The following is a 22,874-nucleotide window of genomic DNA, read 5'->3' as shown; positions in this document are numbered from 1 at the left end:
GCGGCTGCAACCTCGCCTTTGCGACAGCGAAACGCCGGCCGCTGCGTACAGCGACCGGCGTCAGGCATTTCAGACGTTCGGACCTACCAGGACCAGGCGTCGTAGATGACCTCGATGATGTAGCCGTCGTAGGCGTCGATCAGATAGATCTGGTTGTCGACAAGCACCCAGCGCGTCCCGGCCGGCGGATAGCCGAGGCCGAAGGTGCGCCAGTCGTTCAGCTGGTAGCGCCAGAAGATCGACGGCAGGTACTCGCCCACTTGCCAGCGCTGACCCCAGTAGTTGCGGGGAACGCTGTAGTAGCCGTAGCCGGGCGCGAAATAGAAGCCGATCCGCACGCCGCTGTAGTCCCGGAAGCGCCGGTCATGACGCCACCAGCCGTCGCCGTGGCGGCGGTTCCAGTCGCGTCTCCATTGCTCGCCGTTGAAGCGCCGGCGGAAGTCGTCGCGATCTCGGTCGCGGTCACGATCCCGTCCGCGATAGTCGCCCCGGTCACCGCGATCCCCACGGTCACCCCGGTCACCACGATCACCCCGGTCTCCGCGATCACCACGGTCTCCGGTCCAGCCGCCCGGCCGGCCGGGCGTGCCCGGACGATCAGGGCGGCCGCCACCGTCGGGACGACCAGGCCGATCGGGTCGGCCGGGCTGATCAGGACGGCCCGGCTGGTCGGGACGATCGCCGCCGCCGGGACGCCCGGGACGATCCGGCCGCTCGCCGCCGGGGCGATCCGGGCGGTTCGGCTGATCCGATCCGCCTGGCCGGTCCGGACGATCCGGCCGGTTGGGGCGCGGGGTCGTCGGCGTGTCCGGACGGTCGGAGTCCGACGTCTCCGGGCGCGGCTGGTTCGGCCGCGACGGACGCGGCGTGTCCGGCCGCGGCCGTTCGACGCGGGGCGTGTCGGAACTGCTGGAGCCGCTGTTCGAGCTGGAGCCGCCGCTGCTTGAGCCGCTCCGGCCGGATCCCCCCCGGGACCCTTCATTGCTCTCGGGTCGCGAGGCTCCCGGACGGCGCCGGCTTTCCGACACCCCGTCCTGCGCCGCCGCCACGACCGGCGCGACGGCCGGCACGACGAAGGACGCCACCGCGACCGCGACCATAAATGATCGTTTCATTCTCGTTTCTCTCCGCACGCCCCTGTCAGGCGGCTTGTCGGCAAGGTCGCGCCGTTAACCTGAACCGTGACTGAACGAACGACGTCTCACGTTTTGCGATTTTGCGCCCATGAAAAACGCCCTGCAAACCGAAGTCCGCAGGGCGTCGTTCACATCTGAAGCGCCGGATCAGAACACGTCGTACAGCACGCTCGCGATCAGGCCCGTGGCGACGGCGATCATGACGATGTCGTCGCCGGCGTAGACATAGCGATAGCCGCGCGGGGCAGGGCGCAGGCCGTACACGTACGGATCACGGACGTAGTAGCTGCGATAGGCGTACGGCAGATATCCGCCCCGCTGCCAGCGATAGCCGGAGTAGCGCGGCTCGACCCGGTAGTAGCCGTAGCTCGGCGCATACCAGTAGCCGCTGCGGTATCCGCGATAGTCGTTGAAGTCGTCCCGGCCGCGCCACCAGTCGCGGTTGCTGCGGCTCCAGCGTTGGGGGCGATAGTTGTCACTGCGCTCCGAACGATAGTCGCGGCGGTCGTCCCGATAGTCACGACGGTCGTCGCGGCGGTCACGGTCACGGCGGTAGTCCCGGTCGTCGTCGCGGCGGTCCTGGCGGTACTCCCGGCCCCGGTCGTCGCGGCGGTCGCCCCGGCTCTGCGCCTCGGCGGCCAGCGGCGCGGCCGTCGCGGCCAGCACCAGGCCCATCAAGGCGGCTTTGGTGAAGCGGTTCATGTTCAGTCTCCCTGCTCCCGGCGACGCCCTGTCCGCGTCCCGTTAAACATGCGGCCACGCTCAACCCTGGTGCATGAACCGCTTCTGAACATTCCTGTCAGGTTCGCCGTTGCGCGAGGACGTCGGCGGGGCCACCTGCCATGAAGCGTCGCAGGAGCCCGCATGACCCGCCCGATCGAACTCTGGTACTGGCCCACGCCCAACGGCTGGAAGATCTCCATCGCGCTGGAGGAGATGGGCCTGCCCTATGAGATGAAGCCGGTGAACATCGGCGTCGGCGAGCAATTCACGCCCGCCTTCCAGGCCATCAGCCCCAACGGCCGCATGCCCGCCATCGTCGATCCGGACGGCCCCGACGGCATGCCCCTGTCGATCTTCGAGTCCGGCGCCATCCTGCAGTACCTCGGCGCCAAGACCGGCAAATTCTATCCGCACGACCTGCGCGGCAAGGCCGAGGTCGACCAGTGGCTGTTCTGGCAGGTCGGCGGCCTCGGCCCCATGGCCGGGCAGACGCACCACTTCCGCCAGTACGCGCCCGCCCTCACGAAGGACCAGCGCCACCTGGCCTATGGCGTGCGCCGCTACACCAATGAGACAAACCGCCTGTACGGCGTCATGGACCGCCGCCTGGCCGACCGTCCCTACCTCGCCGGCGACTATTCCATCGCCGACATGGCCGCCTGGCCCTGGGTCCTGCCCGAGCATCAGGGACAGGACCTCGCCGACTTCCCGCACCTCAAGGCCTGGCATGAGCGGGTAGGGAGCAGGCCCGCCGTCATCGCCGGCCGCGCCCTCGGCGACGACCTGCGCCGCAACCTGGCCGCCTCTGGCAAGGAGGCCGAAGAAGCGCGCAAGGTGCTGTTCGGACAACGCGCCCGGTAACCGTTCGTAAGCTTCCGGGTGAGGTTTCGTTAGTCCCTCTGAATCAGGGATTTCCAAACTATTTCAGAGGTCTGAAGGAAGGTCCGAAAGTTCATCGGGCCTTTACACAAAAGGTCTTCCGGGCCCTCTGCTGTTAACTTTAACTTCAAACCGCGGGTATTTCATTCGGGTCAGAGAGCGGGGCCAGAAAGGCTCCGGATCCGGGAGATACGGTGATGAACGCGCAAGAAATGGCGCCTGACATGGTCGAGGAGGCTCTGCCCCTGCCGACCGCTGACATGGACGGCTCGGACCTGTTCCGCCTCGGCATGTCCTATTCGACCGGGCAGAACGGCTGCCCGATGGACCGGGTCTCGGCCCACATGATCTTCAACCTGGCCGCCATGAAGGGCTCCATTGAGGCGCGCGTCTATCGCCGCGAAATGAGCCAGGAGATGGATCAGGACGAAATCTGCGAAGCCCAGAAGGCCGCCCGCCGCTGGATCGACGCCGGCGTGGTCAAGCTCGCGGCGTAGGAGATCGGACGCCGCCTTCGGATATCGAGCGTGGCAAGTGATTAGTGGCTAGTGACTAGTGGTTGCCTGGGGCGCCGTTCCTGCGACGGGTCAGCGACCCGGAGAGCGCCACCAGCATCCGGCTGATGTCTCGCGAGGCGGTGAGAAGAGCGGTCGCGTCGGCCGCGGGCAAATAGCCCAGTCGCTGGGACAGAATGAGCTGGGTTTCGGCTTCGGCGAGAGATCCGCGAGCCATTCCCACGAACTGAAGAAATTCCCCCGTGCTGCGGCGAGCCGCTCCCTCGGCGATGTTTGAGGCGACAGAGACGGCGGCCCGTAGGATTTGCGCTATGAGGCCAAACCGCTCATCGCGTGGCCAATGCGCCGTCGCTTCGTAGATGGCCTCTGCCCAGTCGAGGGCCTGGCGCCAGACCTGAAGGTCTCGATAGTTCGTAACGCCCTCGGTCATAGGCTGCCCCCTGCGACCCAGCTCCGGTGCAATCACTAACCACTAGCCACTAATCACTTCGCAGGCAGGGCGCCTCCGACGACGCGCCGCTAGAACGACTGATACTGCCCGCCAATGGCGTAGCTGAAGCCGATCGGCAGGGCCAACCGGAACTGGGTCACCCATTCCGCGACCTCGCCGATGACCGTCAGCGGCACGAAGACGATGTCGCCCCGCCGCAGGGCCACGATCTCGCGGTCGTTGGGGCTCAGGTCCACCGCCCGCAGCATGCGCGAACCGCCCGGACCGCGCCGGACCAGCGCCACCTGGTCGCGCTTGGCTGACGGCGTGAAGCCGCCCGCCTGGATCACCGCCTGCCAGGCATCGATGTCGCCCGGCATGTCGTAGACGCCCGGCGTCCGCACCTGGCCGTCGACCCATACCTTCAGCGGTCCGGCCGTCTTCAGCGTCACCTCGACCACGGGCCGGCGCAGCTGGCTGGCGTAGGCGGCCGAGGCGTCGGCCTCCAGCTCCGCGATGGTCCGGTCCGCCGCCATGATCTGTCCGACCAGCGGCAGCGAGATACGCCCGTCCGGGCCGATCTTCTGGGTCCGCGTCAGTTCGCTGGCGGTCGGGGTGGCGATCTCGATCTCGTCGCCGGGGTACAGCACATATTCCGGCTCGGCGTCGCTCCAGTCCGAGAAGCCGATGTCCTGGAAATACTGCGGCGGCACGGTCTGGATCCGTCCGGGACCCGCCTCCGTGATTCTGAGGTTCCGGGCCTCACGGTCGCCGTTGGCGCAGCCGCTGGCCATGGCGCCGCCGATCCCGCACAGACCCAGCAGCATCAGGCGACGGTCGATGGACATGGCGGAATCGTTCCCGGAAGCGGTTTCGAGAGCAGGGTGGGGGCTTATGGGTAACCCATGGTTAACGCGGGCGCCCCAAGGCTGAGCTGGTTAGTCCTGTTCGATGGAATCACCCCGCCCGCATGCGCACGACGGCGTACACGACAGTCCGACCGCGCTACGGCTTCTTCGATGTCGTCGGCCTGCTGTTCCGCGAACTGGTGCTGATGATCGTCATCTTCCTGGCGGTGTTCGCCATCGGCGCGGCCGCCGTGCTGATGCTCCAGAAATCCTACACCGCCACCGCCAGCGTCTATGCCGGCGTCGGGCAGGAGTACGTCTACCAGCCCCGCGTCGGCGTCACTGACCGCAGCGGCCAGCCGCTTGAGGCCGACGCCGTCGCTCAATCCGAAGCCGCCATCCTCGGCAGCCTCGAGGTCAAGCGCCGCACCGTCGACGCCCTCGGCCCCGACGCCATCCTCGGTCCCGGCCGCGGCACGGCCGGCGAGCGCAAGACCGCCGCCCTCAAGGCTTTGGACGCCGGTCTCGGCGTCGGCGTGACGCCGGGCAGCGCCATCATCTCCGTCTCCTTCCAGTCGAATGACCCGCAGCGCGCCGCCAAGGTGCTGAACGCCGTCGTCGACCAGTATCTGATCCAGCGCCGCGCCGTGTTCCGCGACCGCGCCAGTCCGGCCTTCGCCGCCCAGCGCCTCGCCTTCGAGAACGAACTGGCCCAGGCCGACGACGCCTATGAGGCCTTCCTGCAGTCGAACAACCTTGGCGACTTCGCCACCGCCAAGGCGACTTTGGCGGCCACCTACCAGACCGTCTTCACCGAAACCCTGTCCGTCCGCGCCCAGCTGAACCAGGCCAGCCAGCGCCTCGCCACGCTCGAGGCCCAGCTGGCGCAACAGCCTGCCGAGGTCGTCCTCCAGCAGGACCTCAACATCTCCGCCCAGGACCAGATCCTGCAACTGCGCACCGAGCGCGAGAACCTGCTGTCCCGCTACACCGAGGACGCCCAGCCGATCCGCGACATCGACGAACGCATCGCCGCCCTCCAGGCCTTCGTCGCCACCGGCACCGCCGTCGGCGCCAAGGAGGTCCGCACCGGCCCCAGCACCATCTTCACCGAGATCGAGACCGCGCGCATCAACGCCGCCGCCGACCGCGACGCCCTGGCCGCCCGCCTGTCGGTGCTCGAAGGCCAGCTGAACCAGCTGCGCAGCCGTCAGGCCGAACTGACCCGTCTGGAATCGACCAACGCCACCCTGGCCGGCAATCGCGAGAACCTCACCGCCGCCGTCCGTGAGTTCCAGCAGCGCGAAAGCCAGTCGCGCGCCGACAGCGCCCTGGTCGCCGCCGGCGCCGACAACGTCACCGTCATCGAGCGGGCCGAGGCCCCCACGCGCGGCAAGAGCCTGAAGGCGCCGCTTCTGGCGGCCGTCTTCCTGTTCGCCGGCTTCACCGCCCTGTGCATCGGCCTGTTGCGGGTCTTCACGCGCCGCGGCTTCGTCACCCCGGCCTCCACCGGCCGCACCCTCGACATGCCCGTGCTCGCCGTCGCCCCCATGAAGGGGCGGTGAGCGGCCCGTGTTAGCGTACGCCCTGGTGATTGGCGCGTAGCGATTCGATGGTCGATCTGACGTCCGAAATGGCAGCCCTCTGGGCGGCGCTGGGTCCAGCGCCGGGCCATCGCGGCCGCGTGGTCCAGATCGCCGCCGCCAATACGGGGGAGGGGGTCTCCACCGTCGCCCGCGAGTACGCCCGTCTGGCTGCCGTCCGCGCCCGCCGCCCCGTCTGGCTGATCGACGCCGACCTCGCCCAGCAGGGGCAGTTCGACGCCGCTGCGGCCGAGCCCGAGCGCTTCGGCGGCGTCGGCAAGGCCGCCATGGCCACGCCCGACGGCTCCATCTTCTTCGCCGTCACTCCGCGCGTGCTCGATCGTCAGGGCAACCCGGTGCATCCGGCCCGCCTGATCACCGCCCGGCCATTCCTCGGCGGCCGCCTGTGGGTCACGCGTTTCGCCGGTGAAAGTCTGCGTTCAGGCCAGCGCGCCGAGGTCGTCGGCGACGCCCGCTACTGGGACGTCCTGCGCCGCCACGCGGATACTGTGGTCATCGACTCGCCCGCGGCCGACCGCAGCGACACAGCCATCACCTTGGCCCCCTTCGTCGACGCGACAGTCCTGGTGGTTGCGGCCGAAAGCACCGCGGCGGGCGAGCCGATGATTCTGCGCGATGAAATCGAGGCTGTCGGCGGACGCATCGCCGGCGTTGTGGTCAATCGCTCGACCTACAACCCGCCGGCCTTCCTGAAGCGCCTGACGGGCTGACCCGCCGACCGGGTGCGGGCCGGCTTTTCGACGGGGCTTGCCGCCACCGTCCGATCCAGCCGGGCAAGCTCACGGGCGCCATAGAAATGCGGCTCGAAGCCCTTCATCCAGAACAGCTTGCCGATGCCCCGCGCGGTGCGGTCATAGAAGTCGGCGCGCTTCGGGCTGCCGATCAGCGTCAGGCCCGCCGCCGCCGTCCCGTACACCACGGTCTGGGCGCCGCCGATGAACATCCAGCGCACGACGGCCGGCCAGTCCTGCGCCGTCGCCGCCGTCTGGCTCGGTCCCTGGCCATAGGCGAAAGCCCGCGCCAGGGCGTATTCCAGCGTCGCCCGGTGCGCCGGAGCGAACTCCTCGACGCGGGCGTCCGCCGCCCAGCCGAACCGTCCGCCGCGCGCCTTCAGCGCCGCGAACAGGGCGTCGTCCTCGCCGCCCGCATGATCCGCCGCCGTATTGAACGGCTCGCAGCCGCGCAGCGCATTGGCCCGCACCATCAGCGAGTTGCCGCATCCGTACGAGTGGTCGATCAGCCGCGTCGTGTCCGGTCCTTCGCGACCGAAGAATTTCTCCAGCCACGGCTTCAGCCACGGCTTCGCGTCCGGCGCCCGGCCGGTGATCGGCCCGAACACCACGTCCGCGCCGGTCGTCTCCTGCGCCTTTAGCAGGGCGGCCAGCCATCCGGGGCTCGCGGCCTCATCATCGTCCAGAAAGGCGATCAGCGGCGCGGCGGTGGCTCTCAGGCCCTCGTTCCGCGCGGTGGCCACGCCCGGCTGCGGCGCATGGCGATACACGAGGCCCCAGGGCGAGTAGGGACGCAGCGCCTCGACCGTCGCGGCCGCCGACCCGGTCGGATCGTTGTCGACCACCACCACCTCGTTCAGGCGATCCGCCACGCCGGTCTGTTTGAACAGCGAGCGCAAGGCCCGCTCAAGGCTTTCGGGCCGCCTCAGGGTCGGAATGATGACCGCGACGTCGCCCATCAGACGGCCTCGGCGTACAGCGCCGCGCGATACAGGCGCAGCGAGAAGGCCCGCGCCGCCACCGGCAGCCAGTTGATCGACGCCGCCTTGCGCATCGCCGCGCGCAGGCGGGGCAGGGCGGGCAGCCGCTTCAGCAGCTTCGCCGCCTTGTAGCTCGGATAGGCCGCGACGATCTGCGGGTGCCGGTCCGCCATGCGCGCGAAATTCGGCGCCGACTGTTCATACTTGCCGGCCAGGGCCTCGACCGTGTCCAGGCCCATATGCGTCGCCGCATTGTCCAGGTGCACGACGCGGAACCGGCGCGACACGCGCATGGCCCACTCGACGTCCTCCCAGCCCCAGCCGGTGAAGCCGCTGTCGAAGGCCTCGGCCTCGAACACGTCGCGCCGGACCAGCAGGTTGGAGGTGTAGACGTATTTCTCGGGCTGCTTCGCCCGCTCGGTGTAGGGCACGCACTCCGACTTGGCCGCCATGGCCCGGTGCACGTGGAATTTCGCATCGTTCGGCGCCTGCAGCAGCGAGAAGCCGCCGAACGCCACTGCCGGATCCTCGCGCGACACCAGGTCGGCCCAGTCGCGCAGGAAGCGCCGGTGATCCGGCCGCATGTCGCTGTCGAGGAACAGCAGGCTGCCGCCGCGCGCCGCCGAAGCCAGCCGGTTGCGGCCCACGGCACGGCCTTCGTTGGCCGACAGGCTGATCAGCCGGACGGGCAGGGCCATGCCCTTCACCAGCGTCTTCAGGCGGGCGGTCAGGTCGGCGTCCTTGGTGCCGTCATCCAGCACCACGATCTCGACCCCGCCCTTCACCGAGGCGGCTTCTTCGTCCAGCAGGCCCAGCAGTTCGGTCGGATCGTCGCGCAGAAAGGGGATCAGCACCGACACCGCTGGCGTCGCCGCCTTCCAGGCCGCGTTGTCCGTGATCTTCGCCGGTCCGCTCATGCCTCCGCCTTTCGCGTCCGCATCCGGTTCAGAAGTCTCAGCGCCACGTCGCGCACTCCCGCTGCATTCAGCAACAGGGCTACAACGGCATACACCACCACACCCGTCGCTGCATCCAGCATCAGCTCCGCGAAGCCGCCGATCGGGGGCAGGGCGGACACGGCCAGCGCCATCACCGCCGTCGCCCCTGCGCAGCGGATCAGGCTGTCCCACGGCACCGGCAGCGCCATCACCCGACGCCCCATCGCCGCCGTCGTCAGCAGCCCGAGGCCGAAGCTCGCCGCCGTCGCCCAGGCCGCCCCCATCACGCCGAAGCGCGGGATCAGCAGCAGGTTCAGGATCACATTCGCCACCGCCGGCACGGCCATCGCCGCCAGCAGATGTTTCGTCTTGCGGCCGAGCGTGAACGCCTGGCCGAAATAGTAGGCCGTCAGGCCGTACAGCAGCGCCGACAGGGCGATCCACGGCGTGATCGCCGCTGCCGCGCCGCGCAGGTCCTCGCCGATCAACACCTCGGCCAGCGGTGTCGCCACCAGGGCCACCCCCGCCGCCGCCGGCAGGCCGATCAGCAGGAAGGTCGACAACTGCTCCCGCGCCGCGATCTTCAGCCGGTCCGTCCCGCCGCGCTCCAGCGCCATCACCAGCGCCGGCTGCCCCGCCGACCCCAGCCACAGGAACAGCACGTCCAGCGTCCGGTTCGCGATCGAATAGCCTGCGTGATAGGCGCCCACCGCCGCCTCATCCACGAAGGCCGCCAGCAGGAACCGGTCCGTCGAGGCCAGCACGACGGTCAGCGCCAGCGACGCCGCGATCGGATAGCCATAGACCGCATAGGTCCGCACCCGCTCGCGCTCGAAGGTTCCGCCCCGCGCTTCCTTCAACTCTCCCGGCAGCACGAAGGGCAGGGCGGCCAGCGGCGCCAGCCCCAGCCCCAGCAACGGCGCCGCGCCGCCTGCGCCCGCCAGCGCGAAGCCCACGCCGATCGCCAGCCCGCCGATCGCCACCGCCATATCCAGCCCGGCCGCCTTGCCGACCTCGCCCGCCGCCCGATACCGTTCCTGGCCCAGCTTCAGCAGGCACCGCGCCGGCGCCCCCGCGAGACCCGCTGCCAGCGCCACCTTGAACAGCGCATCCGCCGGCCACAGCCACACCGCCAGGCCGGCTGCGATCACGAACAGGCCGCTCAGCCCGAACGCCGCCCGGTACAGGCTCGCGAAATGCCCCTGCAGCCCCGCGCCGCTCTCCGCCGCCCAGAACCGCGCCATCGCGGCCTCCAGCCAGCTGAACACCGCCACATGCGCCAGCGTCATCACCGAGAACGCCAGCGCATACCGCCCGAAGTCTTCGGGGCTCAGCAGCCGCGTAAACAGCACGATGGTCAGGAACCCGACCACCCCCTGGACGATATTGGCCGGCAGGTAGCCCCAGACCCCCCTCCAGAACATCAGCGACTCCGTCTCAACGGATCGCCGTCCGGTCGCCGAGCAGCACGGGAATGGTGATCGCCATAATCCACAGATCCATCCACAGGCTCTGGCGCTCGACATAGTCGATATCCAGCTGCACCCGGCGGCGCACGTCCTGGGCCGTATGCAGCGGCCCGCGCGAGCCGTTCACGGCCGCCCAGCCGGTCATGCCCGGCTTGATCCGGTGCCGGTGCGCATACTCCGCCACCAGCCGCGCCGACTCCACATGTCCGGTCTTCATGCCGATCGCGTGCGGCCGGGGTCCCACCAGCGACATCTCGCCCGCCAGCACATTGAGAAGCTGAGGCAATTCGTCGAGGCTGGTCTTGCGGATGAACTTCCCGACCCTGGTCACCCGGTCGTCGTCATGCGTCACCTGACGGCTCGCCGTCGCGTCGGCCGTCTCCTGCCGCATCGAACGGAATTTCCAGACGACGATCTCTTCCTGATTGAAGCCGTGCCGGCGCTGCCGGAACATCACGGGCCCCGGGCTGTCCATCCGGATCGCCAGCGCGATCAGCGCCATCACCGGCGCCAGCAGCACCAGGGCGATCAGGCCGATGACAAGGTCCTGAATTCGCTTGTTGAACGCCCGCCGGTCCTCATCCACCGGCCCCTGCACGTCGGCCAGCGGCGCCGCCGCCAGCCGGTCCAGCGCCGACGCCGTCTCGGCCGCGCCATTGGGTTCGACCAGCAGGGTCACCTCATTGGGCAGGGCTCCCAGCCGCGCCGTCAGCTCGCGCACTCGCGCCTCGGCCTTCGGATCGATGGCCAGCACCACCCGGTCCACATAGGGCGTCATCTTGTGCGTCAGCAGGTCGCCGGAGGCGCCCAGCACCGGCACGCCCTCTATGGCCTGCGGCGAACGCGCCATCCGGTCGTCGAAGATGCCCAGAACGTTCAGGTCGCGCCGCTTCAACGCCTCCCGGATCAGCGCCTCCGCCCGCCGGGTGGCCCCGACCAGCACGATGTTCGGCGTCAGCGCGCCCGAGGCCCGCCAGCGCCCGACGATGTCGCTCCAGCCCATATGCAGGGCGTTGAGACTGACCAGGGTCAGCGCCGCCCACACTAGATAGGCCGACCATTGCGCCTCGCCCCCGCGCAGCAACCCGCCGGTCGCCATGGCGGCCACGGCCCCAACGCCGACGATCGCGGCGACCGAGGCCAGATGCAGTGAGGTCTTCTGACCGCGCGCGAATCGATACCGGCCCAGCGACCGCATCAGCGCCAGCACCGTCAGCGCCCCGACGCCGAACGGCGCCGCCTGCGACAGCTCCGCATGCACCAACGGCCCGGGGGAGGCGGCCCAGGCGCACAGCAGGGCGATCGCGCCCACCGCCAGCACGTCGAAGGCCCGGAAATAATGCGCCGCCAGCCGCGAAGCGTGCCGCTGCCGCGCGTTCAGCCAGACGTCCGGCCGGAACGGCCCACGCCGTGCGGCCCCCTTCGCCTTGTCGTTCACGGCCGCGGCCGCCCAGGCGCGCAGCCCGGACGCGTCCGCCCCCGCCGGAGGCAGGGCGTCGTCGTGCGAAAGTCGTGTCGCGGCGTCGGTCATACGGCTCTGACGAGAGTTCGCGCGCATCTATGCACAGCCGGCTGACCGTCCCGTTAACGCTCGTCGTCGCCTGACCCGTTGCACAGCGCCGCCGGCTCCGCTAAGCACGCCGCCTGCCGGAGACGTGGCCGAGTGGCTGAAGGCAACGGTTTGCTAAATCGTCGTACCCTGTAAGGGGTACCGAGGGTTCGAATCCCTCCGTCTCCGCCAGAACTTCCCGGGTCGCGCCGCCGCCCCGGGAGCGTGCCGCCTCAGAAGCCGTCGCCGAAACCGCCCAGGGCCTGGGTGGCGCCGCCGGTCAGGAAGCGCAGCATTTCGATGCTTTCGACATAGGCCGAGCCGTCACGTCCCAGGACGTTGTCCGTGATGCGCCAGCCGTCCTCCTCCCGCGTGATGACGTAGTCCTGGGCCGAGCCCCGCAGCTGCAACTCGTCATTGCCGCCGCCGCCCAGGATCGTGTCATTGCCGCCGCCGCCCCGGAAGATGTCGTCCTTGTCCCCGCCGGTGATGTGGTTGTCGAGCACATTGCCGAAGCACTGGAACTTGGTCGTGCCGGTGAAGATGACGTTCTCGACGTTGTCGCGGATGACGTATTTGGCGATGCGGGCCTCGACTGTGTCGATGCCTTCCCCGGCCAGTTCGACGACGGTGTCGACGGATTCGAGGATGTAATAGTCGTCGCCGCGTCCGCCCTGCAGCTGATTGTCGCCGCCGGCGGCGCCGCCCCAGAGGATGTCGTTTCCGTCCATCCCCAGCAGGATGTCCTTGCCGATTCCGCCCTTGAGCACATTCGCCCCGGCGTCTCCGATCAGGATGTCGTTGTAGTTCGAGCCGGTCAGATGCTCGGCCTGGGTATAGGTGTCGACCGAACCGTCGCCGTCGTCGGTGGCATGCTGGCGATCCACCCGCGCGAAGACCGCGCCGCCGGCGAGCGTGTAATCGATCGTGTCGGACCCGCCGCCGCCGTTCAGCAGATCGGCGCCGCCCCTGCCGCGCAGGATGTCGTCGCCGGCGCCGCCGTTGATCGTGTTGGCGTCGTTGTTTCCGGTGCCCATGAAGTCGCCGACGCCGACGTAGGTGAGGATCTCCACGTTGCCGGCCAGCACGTAGACGCCGATGTACGCCTGCACCGTGTCGGTGCCCTCGCCGACAAGCTCGATGACGGAGTCGGCCGCCTCGATGACGTACAGATCGTCGCCCAGGCCGCCCTGCAGCGTGTTGAGCGCGCCGGCCCCCCCGTAGAGAGCGTCGTTGCCGGCGAAGCCGATCAGATTGTCGGCTCCGCCTCCGCCGCGAAGGCTGTTGGAGCCGGCGTCCCCGGTGATGAAGTCGCTGAAATCCGAGCCGAGGATGTTTTCGATGCCGATCAGGGTGTCCACCGAGCCTTCGCCGTCGTTTCGGGTCGTTCCGAGATGCAGACGCACGTCGACTCCGCGGATGGCGAAAGCGTAGCTGGCGGTGTCGATGCCCGCTCCGCCGACGAGAGTGTCGGAGCCGCCACGGCCGGCCAGAAGATCGTCGCCGCCGCCCGCGTTGATCACATTGGCCGCCGCGTTGCCCAGGATGCTGTCGGCAAAGGCCGTGCCGACCACGTTCTCGATGCCGACCAGGGTGTCGTGACCGCCGTGGCCGTTCGTCGCCACCCCGGCCCCCAGATCGACGAACACGGCGGTCGGATCCGCGGCGTAGTAGGCGCTGTCCAGCCCGTCTCCGCCGTCGAGGTGGTTGTGGCCGGATCCGCCGATCAGGACATCCGCGCCGCCGAGGCCGGACAGGTGATCATCGCCGCCCTCGCCATTCAGTAGGTCGGCGAGACCGCCGCCGGTCACAGTGTTGGCCAGGCTGTTGCCGATGCCGGAGAAGGCCTGGCTCCCGGTATAGGTCAGGATTTCGATTTCGGTGGGCAGGACGAAGCTGACCGATGCGGTCCGTACCTCATCCATGCCGTCGCCGGCCGCTTCGACGACGCTGATCGTGCGGTCGTCGACGAAATAGACATCGTTGCCCGAGCCGCCCTGCAGGGTGCCGACCCCGCCGCGACTGTCCAGGACGTCGTCGCCTTCCTCGCCCAGCATGATGTTCAGACCGGCGCCGCCGACCAGGAGGTCCCGACCCGCGCCGCCCACAAGGGTGTCGTCCCCGGACTTGCCCAGCAACTCATCGTCGCCGCCCATGCCGCGCAGGGTGTCGGATCCGAAGCTCCCCTCGATGCGGTTGTCGGCGGCGTTGCCTGTTCCGGCGAAGTTCGCGCGGCCAAGGTAGATCAGGTTCTCGATGTGGCCGGTGAGGGTATGCAGGGTGACGAAGCTCAGGACGGTGTCCACGCCCTCGCCGGCTTCCTCCCCGACGTAGTCTTCGAGGTCCCGAACCAGGTAGGTGTCGTCGCCGGCGCCGCCGTAGAGAAGGTCCGCTCCACCGCCGCCGTCCAGGGTGTTGTTTCCGGCGTTGCCGATGATGGTGTTGTTCAGGCGGTTGCCAAAGCCGGACAGGTTGTCGGCGCCGGTAAGACGCAGAATTTCGACGTTCTCGGGCAGGGTGAGGCTGATGGAGGCGAGGATGGTGTCGACCCCCTGACTGGCCGCGCGCGGTCCGAGAGGCGTCACTCCGGTCGGCAGAGCCGTGTCTCGCAGGGATACGGCGTAGTGGGTCTCGTGACGGCTCGCGCCGGCGGGGTACGTGCCGGCGAGGCCGCCCTCCAGCCAGTTGACGTAGATCTTCGAGTAGTCGACCGACGTGTCGTAGAGCCACATTCCCCACGGTTCGGCCTGCGACCAGTCGCCGTTCGCGTCGGGCCCGCCCGTGGGCAGGCTCATACGAAGCAGGAAGTTGTGCGCATCGCCCCAGGCCGTTGCGAACGTCGGCCGACCCGGCTCGAGGTATGAGGTCCCGTCGTACAGAATCCGGTGCGCCGGCCCGTCGCCGACCTGCATCCAGTCGATGCCGCCTTGTCCCGCTCCCTGGACTGGCATCATGGCGCTGTAGGCGCGCGAGAGCTCAAACCCTTCGTGGAAGTCATGAGCATGGCGAATGGACATGCCGGACTGGTTGAAGACGTGCTGAAGCAGCACGGATCCCGCCTCGGTGACTCCGTCTTCGGGCAGCATGATCCGCAGGTCCTGAAGCACGGACAGGGCGCTTCCGTTGACCGGCCTGCCGATCGGAAGTGCCGAGAAGTCGATGCCGTCCAGCGTAAGGCCCAGAGCCTTGAGTTGCTGGAATCCGTGGCCTCCGCCGTACCATTCGAAATCGGTAGGCGAACCGTCGGTGTTCGGACGACCGAGCTGGAAAGCGTACTCCCAGACCGAATCCCCGTCCGCCATCACCGTGACCGGAATTTCGCCGGCCGTGTCCGCGACTCGCAGACCGCTGATGCCGAGCACGCCGGCCGAAACATCTGCCAGGCGGAACTCCGCGAACACGCCGTCCGGCGCCCCCTCGATCTGGATGCGCACCCAGTATTCACCGGGCCCCGTGCGCACGAGCGTGATCGGCTCGGCGGCGGTGGTTCCCCACCATGCGCGCGCGGCTGCTCCTTCCGGGTCGGCGTCTTCAATGACGATGTCGCCCGCGCTGTTGACGACATAGGTGTCGCTGCCGGTTCCGCCGATGAGAACATCGGGCCCCGACGTTCCTTCGATGAAGTCGTGACCGTCCGTGCCGTGAATGACCGACATGCGTGCCCCCCGCCCCTATATTTACGCGAGTATTAACTCACCCTCGGCGGGAATGAAATCGACGTTATCTGATCACTGACAAAGTCTACGCGTCCCGGTCCGAACCAAATCAGCTCTCGCGCCTTCCCTTGTCCTGGTATCCGTGGAGTACCCGGGTTGGCGCATATTCGATCAGGCGAGGCGTACGGCGCCGTTCCCCGTCGCACGCGAGTCGTGGCGGTGGCGGCCGCGGGTGTTGTGGCCTGCGCCGGCCTCGCAACGGCTGCCCTGCTGCGGGCGCCCTTGCCTCAGCCCGGGCGGATCAGCTCCGACGACGCGGTCAGGGTCGAGGTCGTGGCGCCGGTCGAGCCGGTCGTCCAACCCGGAGCCCGCATGGAGGTCGGCGAACTGGTCGATGCCTACGAGCATGTTCCGATCCCGGCGCGGGATCCCGACATGGACGTGTACGATGCGACCTACCAGACCGCCTGGATCGAACCTCCGCCCCGGAACGAGCCGCGTGTGCGATGGACGCAGGAGGCGGCTAACGTGCGGCCCCCGGACGTCGCTCCGGTTGTCGCCCATACAAGCCGTTTCGGCTTCGATGCGCCGACTCCCGACTACGCGGCCGAGCGGCGGGCGCGGCAGGAAAGACTGGACCGCCTTCAACAGGCCGCGCCAGGCGCGATCGGTCCCGAGGCTGATCCGGAAACGACCTTCTACTGACCACACGCGCCGGGCGCGACAGATCGCGCCGGATAACTTGACCTCGCGTGATCTTGGCAGGGTCGTCCGGGCGGTCTAGGTCGGAGCCTCAACCGTTACCGGAGAACTCTCATGGCCGATCTGGCATCTGTCACCGAACACATCCGCGGCGCCGTGGGCGAGAACTCCGGTCTGGGCAAGACCGTGAAGATCGACCTGGGCGACACCGGCAAGATCTTCATCGACGGCGCCTCGGTTCCGAACTCGGTGAGCAACGACGACAAGCCGGCCGACGCCACCGTCTCGATCTCGTGGGACGACTTCATCGCCCTGTCGGAAGGCAAGCTGGATCCGATGATGGCCTTCATGCAGGGCAAGCTGAAGATCGCCGGCGACATGATGATCGCCCAGAAGCTGGCCCCGCTGCTGAAGCGCTGAGACGCTGACGGCGACCAGATGATTTCACGGCGCGGCTCCGAAAGGGGCCGCGCCGTTTTCGTATCGGAGAACGACCATGGACTTCCGCCCCAGCGACAGGGCCCTGCACTGGCAGGAGCGCGTCCGCCGCTTCATGGACGAGAAGGTGCTGCCGCGCTCGGCCGAGTACTGGGCCCAGGTCCGCGAGGATCATACGCGCCAGCCGCCGGTCATGGAGGAGATGAAGGCCCAGGCGCGCGAGGCGGGTCTGTGGAACATGTTCCTACCGGGCGAGCACGGCGCCGGCCTGACCAATCTGGAATACGCCCCGCTGGCTGAGATCATGGGCCGCCACCTGTGGTCGGCCGAGGTGTTCAACTGCAACGCCCCGGACACCGGCAATATGGAAGTGCTCCATATGTACGGGAACGCCGAACAGCAGGCGCGTTGGCTCAAGCCGCTGATGGCCGGCGAGATCCGTTCGGCCTTCCTGATGACCGAGCCGGAAGTAGCCTCGTCCGACGCCACCAACATCCAGACCCGCATTGACCGCGACGGCGACCACTACGTCATCAACGGCCGCAAATGGTGGTCGACCAACATGGGCCACCCGAACGTCGCCATCAGCATCGTCATGGGCAAGACCGACCCGGACGCCGCCACCCACGCCCAGCAGTCGCAGATCCTGGTGCCCGTCGACACGCCCGGTTTCCGCGTCGAGCGCATGCTGACCGTGTTCGGCTATGACGAACGCCCCATCGGCCACGCCGAGGTGGTGCTGGAGAACGTCCGCGTTCCGGTCGAGAACCTGATCGCCGGCGAGGGCCGGGGCTTCGAGATCGCCCAGGGCCGCCTCGGGCCGGGCCGCATCCACCACTGCATGCGCGTCATCGGCGCCGCCGAGCGGGCGCTGGAGCTGATGGTCCAGCGGCTGCTGTCGCGCACCGCCTTCCGCAAGACCCTGGCCGAGCACTCGGTCTGGGAGCAGCGCATCGGCGAGGCCCGGACCGAGATCGAGATGTGCCGCCTGCTGGTGCTGAAGGCCGCGTGGATGATGGACAACGGCGGGGCCAAGAACGCCCGCTCCGAGATCGCCCAGATCAAGGTCGCCGCGCCGCGCATGGCCCTGAAGATCATCGACGACGCCATCCAGGCGCACGGCGGGGCGGGGGTGTCCTCCGACACGCCGCTGGCCGAGATGTACGCCATGGTCCGAACCCTACGCATCGCCGACGGCCCCGACGAGGTCCACAACCGGGCCATCGCGCGGCTGGAATATGCGAAGCACGGCGGTCGCGGCTGAACGAAGCCTTTGATCCCCGGGGCATGGGGTCCATATCCCGGGGATGAGTATGCGAGGCGAACGATCCGGACGGCGGCGTGATCCGGTGGCGAAGGCGGCCCAGGCCGGCGCCCCCAATCCCGACGGGCCGCCGACCTGGCGCGCCCTGGCCGATCTGGCGCAGCTGGTCCGGCGGTCGAACGCGCCCCAGCTTCATCTGCGCCTGATCGCCGCGATCCTGATGACCCTCGCAGGCAAGGCGTTGGGCGTCCTGGCGCCGCTGGTGCTCGGAGCCGCCGTGAACCACCTGGCGGCGGGGCAGGGGGCGGGCGTCGCCTTCGGCCTCGGCTTCGCGGCCTTTGCGGTGGGCTGGGCCTTCGTCCGCCTGCTGTCGGCGGTCGCGCCCAACGTCTCCGACGTGATCTTCGCGCCCGTCCGCTCCGCCGCGCAACGCACCGCCGCGGCCGAGACCTTCGCCCATGCGCTCAGCCTGTCGCTGGATTTCCACCAGACCAAGCGCTCGGGCTCCCTGTCGCGGACGATGGATCGCGGCTCGCGGGCGGTCGACTTCCTGTTGCGCATTCTGGCGTTCAACCTCGTCCCGACCGGCGTCGAACTGGTGCTGGCCGCCGGGGTGCTGGCGGGCCGCTACGACTGGCGTTTCGGCGTGCTGGCGGTGGTGGTGGTGGCGATCTACGCCGTCTCGACCTTCGCCCTGTCCAACTGGCGCATCGAGCACCGGCGCGAAATGAATGCGGCCGACAGCGAGGCCGCCGGCGTCTCCGTCGACGCCCTGCTGAACTACGAGACGGTGAAGTCCTTCGGCGCCGAGGCGCGCGCCGCCCGCAGCTACGATGAGGCGCTGGGCGACTACACGCGAGCCGCGCTGAAAGCGAACAGCTCGCTGGCGCTTCTGAACATCGTCCAGGCGGTGATCATGAACATCGGCCTGGGCGTCATGGCGGTCATGGCCGGCTTCGAGGCCGCCGCCGGCCGCATGGGCCCCGGCGATGTGACGGCCGCCGTGCTGATCATGATCTCGCTGTATGCGCCGCTGAACATCCTCGGCTTCGCCTACCGCGAAATCCGCCAGTCCTTCATCGACATGGAGGAGATGCTGAAGGTCACCCGTCAGACGCCGCAGGTGGCGGATGCGCCCGACGCCATTCCGCTGCCGCAGCCTGCGGACGCCCGGGGCGCCGCCCTGGCCTTCGAAAGCGTCGGCTTCCGGCACGACGCGCGGGCCAATGGCCTCGAGGACGTCAGCTTCCTCGCCGCTCCCGGCACCACGACCGCCCTGGTCGGCCCGTCGGGCTCCGGCAAGTCCACGATCGTCAAACTGGCCCTGCGCCTGCTCGATCCGCAGGAAGGCCGCGTGTTGATCGACGGCGTCGACGTCCGGCAGGTGACCCAGGAATCGCTGCGGGCGGCCGTCGCGCTGGTCCCGCAGGACGTGGCCCTGTTCAACGACAGCCTGCGGGCCAACATCGGTTTCGCCCGGCCCGACGCCGACGATGTCGCGATCTGGGCGGCGGCCGAGGCGGCGGAGCTGGCCGACTTCATCCGCGACCTGCCGCAGGGCATGGAGACCGTCGTCGGCGAGCGCGGCCTGAAGCTTTCCGGCGGCGAGCGTCAGCGCGTCGGCATCGCCCGCGCCCTGCTGGCGGATCCCTGCATCCTGATCCTCGATGAGGCCACAAGCGCCCTGGACAGCCGCACCGAGGCGGCGATCCAGAAGACCCTGCGCAAGGCGCGCACCGGCCGCACCACCCTGGTTGTCGCCCACCGCCTGTCGACCATCGCCGACGCCGAACAGATCCTGGTCCTCAAGGCCGGGCGCATCCTCGAACGCGGCGCGCACCATGAACTGGTCGCGCGGCAGGGCGGGGAATATGCGGCGCTGTGGCGCAAGCAGACGCGCGGCGCGCGGACGACTCAGCCGGTCTGAGCCAGCTTCCGGTCGACCATTTCGCCCAGGCTGGCGCGAACCTTGGCCCGGGCGTCCGTCTGTTCCGCCGGCAAGGACAGCAGCAGCTGCAGCGACTGGGCGTAAACGGGCAGGACGCGCCAGTCGAACGGCTTGTCGGCCGAGGTTGCGTCGATCAGTTCACACAGGCCCAGGGCGGCCAGGCGGATGTCTTCCAGCCCGAACGGCCCCACGGCGTCGATGACGCGCGACGCGGCGTGGTAGGCGGTGGTCAGGGCGGCGTCGCCGTCTTCGGGCGTCGCGGGCGGCTGGATGGCGCCGAGTTCTGCGACGGCCTTCGCCACCTCTTCCAGGCTACGCGGCTGCAGCGCCTCGAGATTCGATTTGGCCTGCGCCAACGCTGTGCCGATGCTCACGCCGCCCGGCGTGTCGATAAGCTTGGCCAGTCGGGACGCCCGTCGGGCGTGGGTGATAACCGTCATTCACCGGATTCCGCGGCGGCCGCGGCCTTCTCAGCTTCGAACTGAGCTTTGCGTAGCACGTCTGCGCGGCGTTCTTCACCAGGCGGATTTCCCCGGCGGAATCGACGATCGGGACCGAAGTAATCGCCGACTTCGAGGAAGGGACGCGTATCGCGGGACACCCAGACGATTCGCTCCAGCAGACTGGCGGCGCTGAACGGTTTGGTGATGACGAAATTCGCGCCGCAGTCGCGCGCCTCGGCCACGCGGGACCGACGCATGTGCGTCGCGGTCATGATCACCGGGGCGAAGGCGTTGGGGTCGAGGCCGGACCGACGCAGCCAGCGCACCAGCTGATAGCCGTCCATCTCCGGCATCTCGGTGTCGACCACCAGCAGGTCGATGCTCTGTTCCTTGAGGATATCGATCGCCTCGGCCGCGCTGTGGCAGGCGTAGCGGGTCTTGATGCCGAAGCCGAGCAGGGCGCTGGCGGTGATGTCGAGACCGAAGGGAGAGTCGTCGACCACCATGGTCACGGCGCCCGTCAGATTGATCACCGCGCTTTCACGCAGCGACTCCATTCCCGGTGTCATCCCGGCACCCTGAAGGTGAACATTGAAATGTGATCCCGCATAACGGGATAGTCTCAACTCATGGTGAGCGGGAGGTTAACGGCTCAGCTCAAACGGCCGATCGCGTAGAACCTGCGGGCCCGATCCTTGCGCAGTTCGTCCGGCGACAGGCCCGACAGAGCCTTGAGCTCTTCCTCGATCACGTCGCCGACGCCCTTGATGGCCGCTTCCCGGTCCGCGTGCGCCCCGCCCAGCGGTTCGCCGATGATTCGGTCGACGATCTTCAGGTCGACCAGGTCGGGCGCGGTGATCTTCATGGCCATGGCGGCGTCGCGGGCGCGGCTGCCGTCGCGCCACAGGATGCCCGCGGCGCCTTCCGGCGAGATGACCGAATAGATCGAGTGCTCGAGCATCAGCACGCGGCTGGCCGCGGCGATGGCGATGGCCCCGCCCGATCCGCCTTCGCCCGTGATGGTGGCGATCGAGGGCACGCCCAGGGTCAGGCCGCGCTCGGTCGAGCGGGCGATGGCTTCCGCCTGGCCGCGCTCCTCGGCGCCGAGCCCCGGATAGGCGCCGGCCGTGTCGACGAAGGTCAGCACCGGCAGGCCGTACTGCTCGGCCATGTCCATCAGGCGCACCGCCTTGCGGTAGCCCTCGGGCCGGGCCATGCCGAAATTGTGCGTCAGGCGGGTCTGGGTGTCATGACCCTTCTCGTGGCCCATGACCACGACAGCCTGACCGCGGAAGCGGGCCAGACCGCCCAGAATCGCCTGGTCGTCGCCGAACTGCCGGTCGCCCTTCAGCTCGACGAAGTCGGTCAGCAGGCTCTCGACGTAGTCGACGAAGTGCGGGCGCTGCGGATGGCGCGCCACCTGCGTCTTCATCCACGGGTCCAGGCTGCTGTAGGTCTTCCTGCGCAGCTGCTCGGCCTTCTTGCGAAGGCCTTCGATCTCGGAGTCGAACGAGCCCGCGGTGGATGCGAGCAGCGACAGCTCCTCGATCTTCGCCTCCAGGTCGGCGATCGGCTTTTCGAACTCGAGGTAATGGGTGGCCATCAAGGCGTCCGGAACAGGCGCGCCGTGTGGCGCTTCGGAAGGCGGCGGAACCTAGTCAGGTCAACGCCGCGGGGCAAGCGGCGGTTCAGTCATCCCTCGCCAGCGGGTGTTTGGAGCGCACCATCTGGGCCAGACGGTCCGTGGCGACATGGGTGTAGATCTGGGTCGTGGCGATGTCGGCATGGCCAAGCAGGGTCTGGACGACCCGCAGATCGGCCCCGCCTTCCAGCAAATGGGTCGCGAAGGCGTGGCGCAGCACGTGCGGACTGACCCGGGATGGGTCGATGCCGGCATCGATCGCCGCCTGGTCCAGCAGTTGCGCGAAACGACGCGGCGTCAGGTGGCTCTTGCCGACGGGGGAGGGGAACAGCCACGGGCTGTCGGGCGTCTCGGGCTTGCGGCCCGCATCCCGCGTCGTCAGCCAGGCTTTGACAGCCGTACGTGCCGACAGGTTCAACGGCGCCAGCCGTTCCTTCCCGCCCTTGCCCCGCACGATCAGCCAGGCCGGATCGCGGCGCACCGCCTCCACCTTCAGCGCCAGCAGTTCCGACACGCGCAGTCCGGACGCGTAGGCCAGCTCGACCAGCGCCACCAGCCGCACGCCTGCCGCCCCATCGCGCATTGCAGAGGCGGTCAGCAGGCGTTCGACCTCGTCCCGGCTCAGGGTGTTGGGCAGGGGGCGGCCCTGTTTCGGGGCGTCCAGCCGGCGGGACGGATCGTCCGTGCGCCAGCCCTCGCCGAGCGCGAAACGGTAGAACTGCCGCACCGCTGCCCGACGTCGCGACTGGGTCGCCGGCGACAGGCCGCGCGCGCCCAGCCCGGCGTACCAGGCTTCGACCCCGGCCTCGTCCGCCGTCATCAGCCCGCCGGGAACGCCGCCTTCGGCGTCCGCCAGGTCCCGTCCGTAGGCGGACAGGGTGTGGGGCGAGGCGTCGCGTTCGACCGCCATCATCTCCAGAAAGGCCTCGATCTGTGGACTGCTCATCGCTGCGCCCGCTTTTCGCCCGCGCGGCTTGGT

The 22,874-nt window shown here is 68.8% G+C and carries 21 protein-coding genes and 1 tRNA gene; 9 read left to right on the top strand and 13 right to left on the bottom strand.

Going from position 1 to position 22,874, the window contains the following annotated elements:
• Nucleotides 1-83: 83 nt before the first annotated feature.
• Nucleotides 84-1,115, bottom strand: coding sequence for an RcnB family protein (locus GGR12_RS16605; RefSeq protein WP_246328850.1), 1,032 nt, complete (start codon nt 1,113-1,115; stop codon nt 84-86).
• Between the two features lie 168 nt (nt 1,116-1,283).
• Entirely contained in the window at nt 1,284-1,838 is a 555-nt protein-coding gene (locus tag GGR12_RS10875; RefSeq protein WP_183204421.1) for an RcnB family protein, read from the bottom strand.
• 162 nt (nt 1,839-2,000) lie between these two features.
• On the opposite strand from GGR12_RS10875, the gene GGR12_RS10870 reads away from it, so the two are divergent.
• On the top strand, nt 2,001-2,720 hold the full coding sequence (locus tag GGR12_RS10870) for a glutathione S-transferase N-terminal domain-containing protein (protein ID WP_183204420.1): 720 nt from the start codon (nt 2,001-2,003) through the stop codon (nt 2,718-2,720).
• 215 nt (nt 2,721-2,935) lie between these two features.
• Entirely contained in the window at nt 2,936-3,235 is a 300-nt protein-coding gene (locus tag GGR12_RS10865; RefSeq protein ID WP_183204419.1) for a sel1 repeat family protein, read from the top strand.
• A gap of 55 nt (nt 3,236-3,290) precedes the next feature.
• Here the strand turns inward: GGR12_RS10865 and GGR12_RS10860 are convergent, their stop codons facing one another.
• Nucleotides 3,291-3,683, bottom strand: coding sequence for a four helix bundle protein (locus GGR12_RS10860; RefSeq protein ID WP_183204418.1), 393 nt, complete (start codon nt 3,681-3,683; stop codon nt 3,291-3,293).
• An 89-nt stretch (nt 3,684-3,772) separates the two neighbouring features.
• Nucleotides 3,773-4,531 carry a polysaccharide biosynthesis/export family protein gene (locus GGR12_RS10855; RefSeq protein ID WP_183204417.1) on the bottom strand — a complete coding sequence of 253 codons (759 nt, stop codon included), beginning with the start codon at nt 4,529-4,531 and terminating at the stop codon, nt 3,773-3,775.
• 122 nt (nt 4,532-4,653) lie between these two features.
• Here GGR12_RS10855 and GGR12_RS10850 point away from each other — a divergent pair, with 122 nt between their 5' ends.
• Nucleotides 4,654-6,096, top strand: coding sequence for a GumC family protein (locus tag GGR12_RS10850; protein ID WP_183204416.1), 1,443 nt, complete (start codon nt 4,654-4,656; stop codon nt 6,094-6,096).
• 47 nt (nt 6,097-6,143) lie between these two features.
• A complete protein-coding gene (locus GGR12_RS10845; protein WP_183204415.1) occupies nt 6,144-6,845 on the top strand; it encodes a P-loop NTPase family protein in 702 nt (233 codons plus the stop codon).
• Here the strand turns inward: GGR12_RS10845 and GGR12_RS10840 are convergent.
• Genes GGR12_RS10840 through GGR12_RS10825 form a run of 4 tightly spaced genes read right to left on the bottom strand, consistent with a single transcriptional unit; the run spans nt 6,806 to nt 11,784 of the window.
• Complete coding sequence (locus tag GGR12_RS10840; protein WP_183204414.1) at nt 6,806-7,825, bottom strand: glycosyltransferase family 2 protein; 1,020 nt, start codon at nt 7,823-7,825, stop codon at nt 6,806-6,808. The two genes, GGR12_RS10845 and GGR12_RS10840, sit on opposite strands and share 40 nt — an antisense overlap.
• A complete protein-coding gene (locus GGR12_RS10835; RefSeq protein ID WP_183204413.1) occupies nt 7,825-8,763 on the bottom strand; it encodes a glycosyltransferase family 2 protein in 939 nt (312 codons plus the stop codon). The genes GGR12_RS10840 and GGR12_RS10835 overlap by 1 nt, the downstream gene beginning before the upstream one ends.
• Complete coding sequence (locus tag GGR12_RS10830; RefSeq protein WP_183204412.1) at nt 8,760-10,208, bottom strand: lipopolysaccharide biosynthesis protein; 1,449 nt, start codon at nt 10,206-10,208, stop codon at nt 8,760-8,762. Before GGR12_RS10830 ends, GGR12_RS10835 begins: the two co-directional genes overlap by 4 nt.
• Before the next feature lie 13 nt (nt 10,209-10,221).
• Nucleotides 10,222-11,784 carry an exopolysaccharide biosynthesis polyprenyl glycosylphosphotransferase gene (locus tag GGR12_RS10825; RefSeq protein ID WP_183204411.1) on the bottom strand — a complete coding sequence of 521 codons (1,563 nt, stop codon included), beginning with the start codon at nt 11,782-11,784 and terminating at the stop codon, nt 10,222-10,224.
• 118 nt (nt 11,785-11,902) lie between these two features.
• On the opposite strand from GGR12_RS10825, the gene GGR12_RS10820 reads away from it, so the two are divergent.
• Nucleotides 11,903-11,994 (top strand) — tRNA-Ser (locus GGR12_RS10820).
• A gap of 41 nt (nt 11,995-12,035) precedes the next feature.
• On the opposite strand, the gene GGR12_RS10815 is transcribed toward GGR12_RS10820, so the two are convergent.
• On the bottom strand, nt 12,036-15,458 hold the full coding sequence (locus GGR12_RS10815) for a calcium-binding protein (RefSeq protein ID WP_183204410.1): 3,423 nt from the start codon (nt 15,456-15,458) through the stop codon (nt 12,036-12,038).
• 156 nt (nt 15,459-15,614) lie between these two features.
• On the opposite strand from GGR12_RS10815, the gene GGR12_RS10810 reads away from it, so the two are divergent.
• From GGR12_RS10810 to GGR12_RS10795, 4 genes are all read left to right on the top strand, one after another.
• Nucleotides 15,615-16,163, top strand: a complete 549-nt coding sequence (locus GGR12_RS10810) for a hypothetical protein (protein WP_183204409.1) — start codon at nt 15,615-15,617, stop codon at nt 16,161-16,163.
• 111 nt (nt 16,164-16,274) lie between these two features.
• Complete coding sequence (locus GGR12_RS10805) at nt 16,275-16,580, top strand: SCP2 sterol-binding domain-containing protein (RefSeq protein ID WP_183204408.1); 306 nt, start codon at nt 16,275-16,277, stop codon at nt 16,578-16,580.
• Between the two features lie 76 nt (nt 16,581-16,656).
• Entirely contained in the window at nt 16,657-17,862 is a 1,206-nt protein-coding gene (locus tag GGR12_RS10800) for an acyl-CoA dehydrogenase family protein (protein ID WP_183204407.1), read from the top strand.
• Between the two features lie 49 nt (nt 17,863-17,911).
• Nucleotides 17,912-19,789 carry an ABCB family ABC transporter ATP-binding protein/permease gene (locus tag GGR12_RS10795; protein WP_183204406.1) on the top strand — a complete coding sequence of 626 codons (1,878 nt, stop codon included), beginning with the start codon at nt 17,912-17,914 and terminating at the stop codon, nt 19,787-19,789.
• Here GGR12_RS10795 and GGR12_RS10790 read toward each other — a convergent pair.
• The 4 genes from GGR12_RS10790 to GGR12_RS10775 all read right to left on the bottom strand — a co-directional run bounded on the left by GGR12_RS10790 (nt 19,777) and on the right by GGR12_RS10775 (nt 22,841).
• The gene (locus GGR12_RS10790; RefSeq protein WP_183204405.1) at nt 19,777-20,250 is read right to left on the bottom strand and encodes a chemotaxis protein CheE; all 474 of its coding nucleotides are present in this window, start codon (nt 20,248-20,250) and stop codon (nt 19,777-19,779) included. The two genes, GGR12_RS10795 and GGR12_RS10790, sit on opposite strands and share 13 nt — an antisense overlap.
• Nucleotides 20,247-20,759 carry a response regulator gene (locus GGR12_RS10785; protein WP_246328849.1) on the bottom strand — a complete coding sequence of 171 codons (513 nt, stop codon included), beginning with the start codon at nt 20,757-20,759 and terminating at the stop codon, nt 20,247-20,249. The genes GGR12_RS10790 and GGR12_RS10785 overlap by 4 nt, the downstream gene beginning before the upstream one ends.
• 146 nt (nt 20,760-20,905) lie before the next feature.
• Nucleotides 20,906-21,856 carry an acetyl-CoA carboxylase carboxyltransferase subunit alpha gene (locus GGR12_RS10780; RefSeq protein ID WP_183204404.1) on the bottom strand — a complete coding sequence of 317 codons (951 nt, stop codon included), beginning with the start codon at nt 21,854-21,856 and terminating at the stop codon, nt 20,906-20,908.
• 85 nt (nt 21,857-21,941) lie between these two features.
• Nucleotides 21,942-22,841: a site-specific tyrosine recombinase XerD gene (locus GGR12_RS10775; RefSeq protein ID WP_183204403.1), complete on the bottom strand. Its 900-nt coding sequence runs from the start codon at nt 22,839-22,841 to the stop codon at nt 21,942-21,944.
• Between the last annotated feature and the right edge of the window lie 33 nt (nt 22,842-22,874).

Source organism: Brevundimonas lenta (assembly GCF_014196335.1).
Classification (GTDB): Bacteria; Pseudomonadota; Alphaproteobacteria; order Caulobacterales; family Caulobacteraceae; genus Brevundimonas; species Brevundimonas lenta.
Note: the sequence above shows the minus strand (reverse complement) of the source record. Positions and strands in the feature narration are given on the sequence as shown.

Coding starts and splice junctions, on each gene's coding strand:
- GGR12_RS16605 (WP_246328850.1), bottom strand. CDS start 1,115: ATGAAACGATCATTTATGGTCGCGGTCGCGGTGGCGTCCTTCGTCGTG.
- GGR12_RS10875 (WP_183204421.1), bottom strand. CDS start 1,838: ATGAACCGCTTCACCAAAGCCGCCTTGATGGGCCTGGTGCTGGCCGCG.
- GGR12_RS10870 (WP_183204420.1), top strand. CDS start 2,001: ATGACCCGCCCGATCGAACTCTGGTACTGGCCCACGCCCAACGGCTGG.
- GGR12_RS10865 (WP_183204419.1), top strand. CDS start 2,936: ATGAACGCGCAAGAAATGGCGCCTGACATGGTCGAGGAGGCTCTGCCC.
- GGR12_RS10860 (WP_183204418.1), bottom strand. CDS start 3,683: ATGACCGAGGGCGTTACGAACTATCGAGACCTTCAGGTCTGGCGCCAG.
- GGR12_RS10855 (WP_183204417.1), bottom strand. CDS start 4,531: ATGTCCATCGACCGTCGCCTGATGCTGCTGGGTCTGTGCGGGATCGGC.
- GGR12_RS10850 (WP_183204416.1), top strand. CDS start 4,654: ATGCGCACGACGGCGTACACGACAGTCCGACCGCGCTACGGCTTCTTC.
- GGR12_RS10845 (WP_183204415.1), top strand. CDS start 6,144: ATGGTCGATCTGACGTCCGAAATGGCAGCCCTCTGGGCGGCGCTGGGT.
- GGR12_RS10840 (WP_183204414.1), bottom strand. CDS start 7,825: ATGGGCGACGTCGCGGTCATCATTCCGACCCTGAGGCGGCCCGAAAGC.
- GGR12_RS10835 (WP_183204413.1), bottom strand. CDS start 8,763: ATGAGCGGACCGGCGAAGATCACGGACAACGCGGCCTGGAAGGCGGCG.
- GGR12_RS10830 (WP_183204412.1), bottom strand. CDS start 10,208: ATGTTCTGGAGGGGGGTCTGGGGCTACCTGCCGGCCAATATCGTCCAG.
- GGR12_RS10825 (WP_183204411.1), bottom strand. CDS start 11,784: ATGACCGACGCCGCGACACGACTTTCGCACGACGACGCCCTGCCTCCG.
- GGR12_RS10815 (WP_183204410.1), bottom strand. CDS start 15,458: ATGTCGGTCATTCACGGCACGGACGGTCACGACTTCATCGAAGGAACG.
- GGR12_RS10805 (WP_183204408.1), top strand. CDS start 16,275: ATGGCCGATCTGGCATCTGTCACCGAACACATCCGCGGCGCCGTGGGC.
- GGR12_RS10800 (WP_183204407.1), top strand. CDS start 16,657: ATGGACTTCCGCCCCAGCGACAGGGCCCTGCACTGGCAGGAGCGCGTC.
- GGR12_RS10795 (WP_183204406.1), top strand. CDS start 17,912: ATGCGAGGCGAACGATCCGGACGGCGGCGTGATCCGGTGGCGAAGGCG.
- GGR12_RS10790 (WP_183204405.1), bottom strand. CDS start 20,250: ATGACGGTTATCACCCACGCCCGACGGGCGTCCCGACTGGCCAAGCTT.
- GGR12_RS10785 (WP_246328849.1), bottom strand. CDS start 20,759: ATGGTGGTCGACGACTCTCCCTTCGGTCTCGACATCACCGCCAGCGCC.
- GGR12_RS10780 (WP_183204404.1), bottom strand. CDS start 21,856: ATGGCCACCCATTACCTCGAGTTCGAAAAGCCGATCGCCGACCTGGAG.
- GGR12_RS10775 (WP_183204403.1), bottom strand. CDS start 22,841: ATGAGCAGTCCACAGATCGAGGCCTTTCTGGAGATGATGGCGGTCGAA.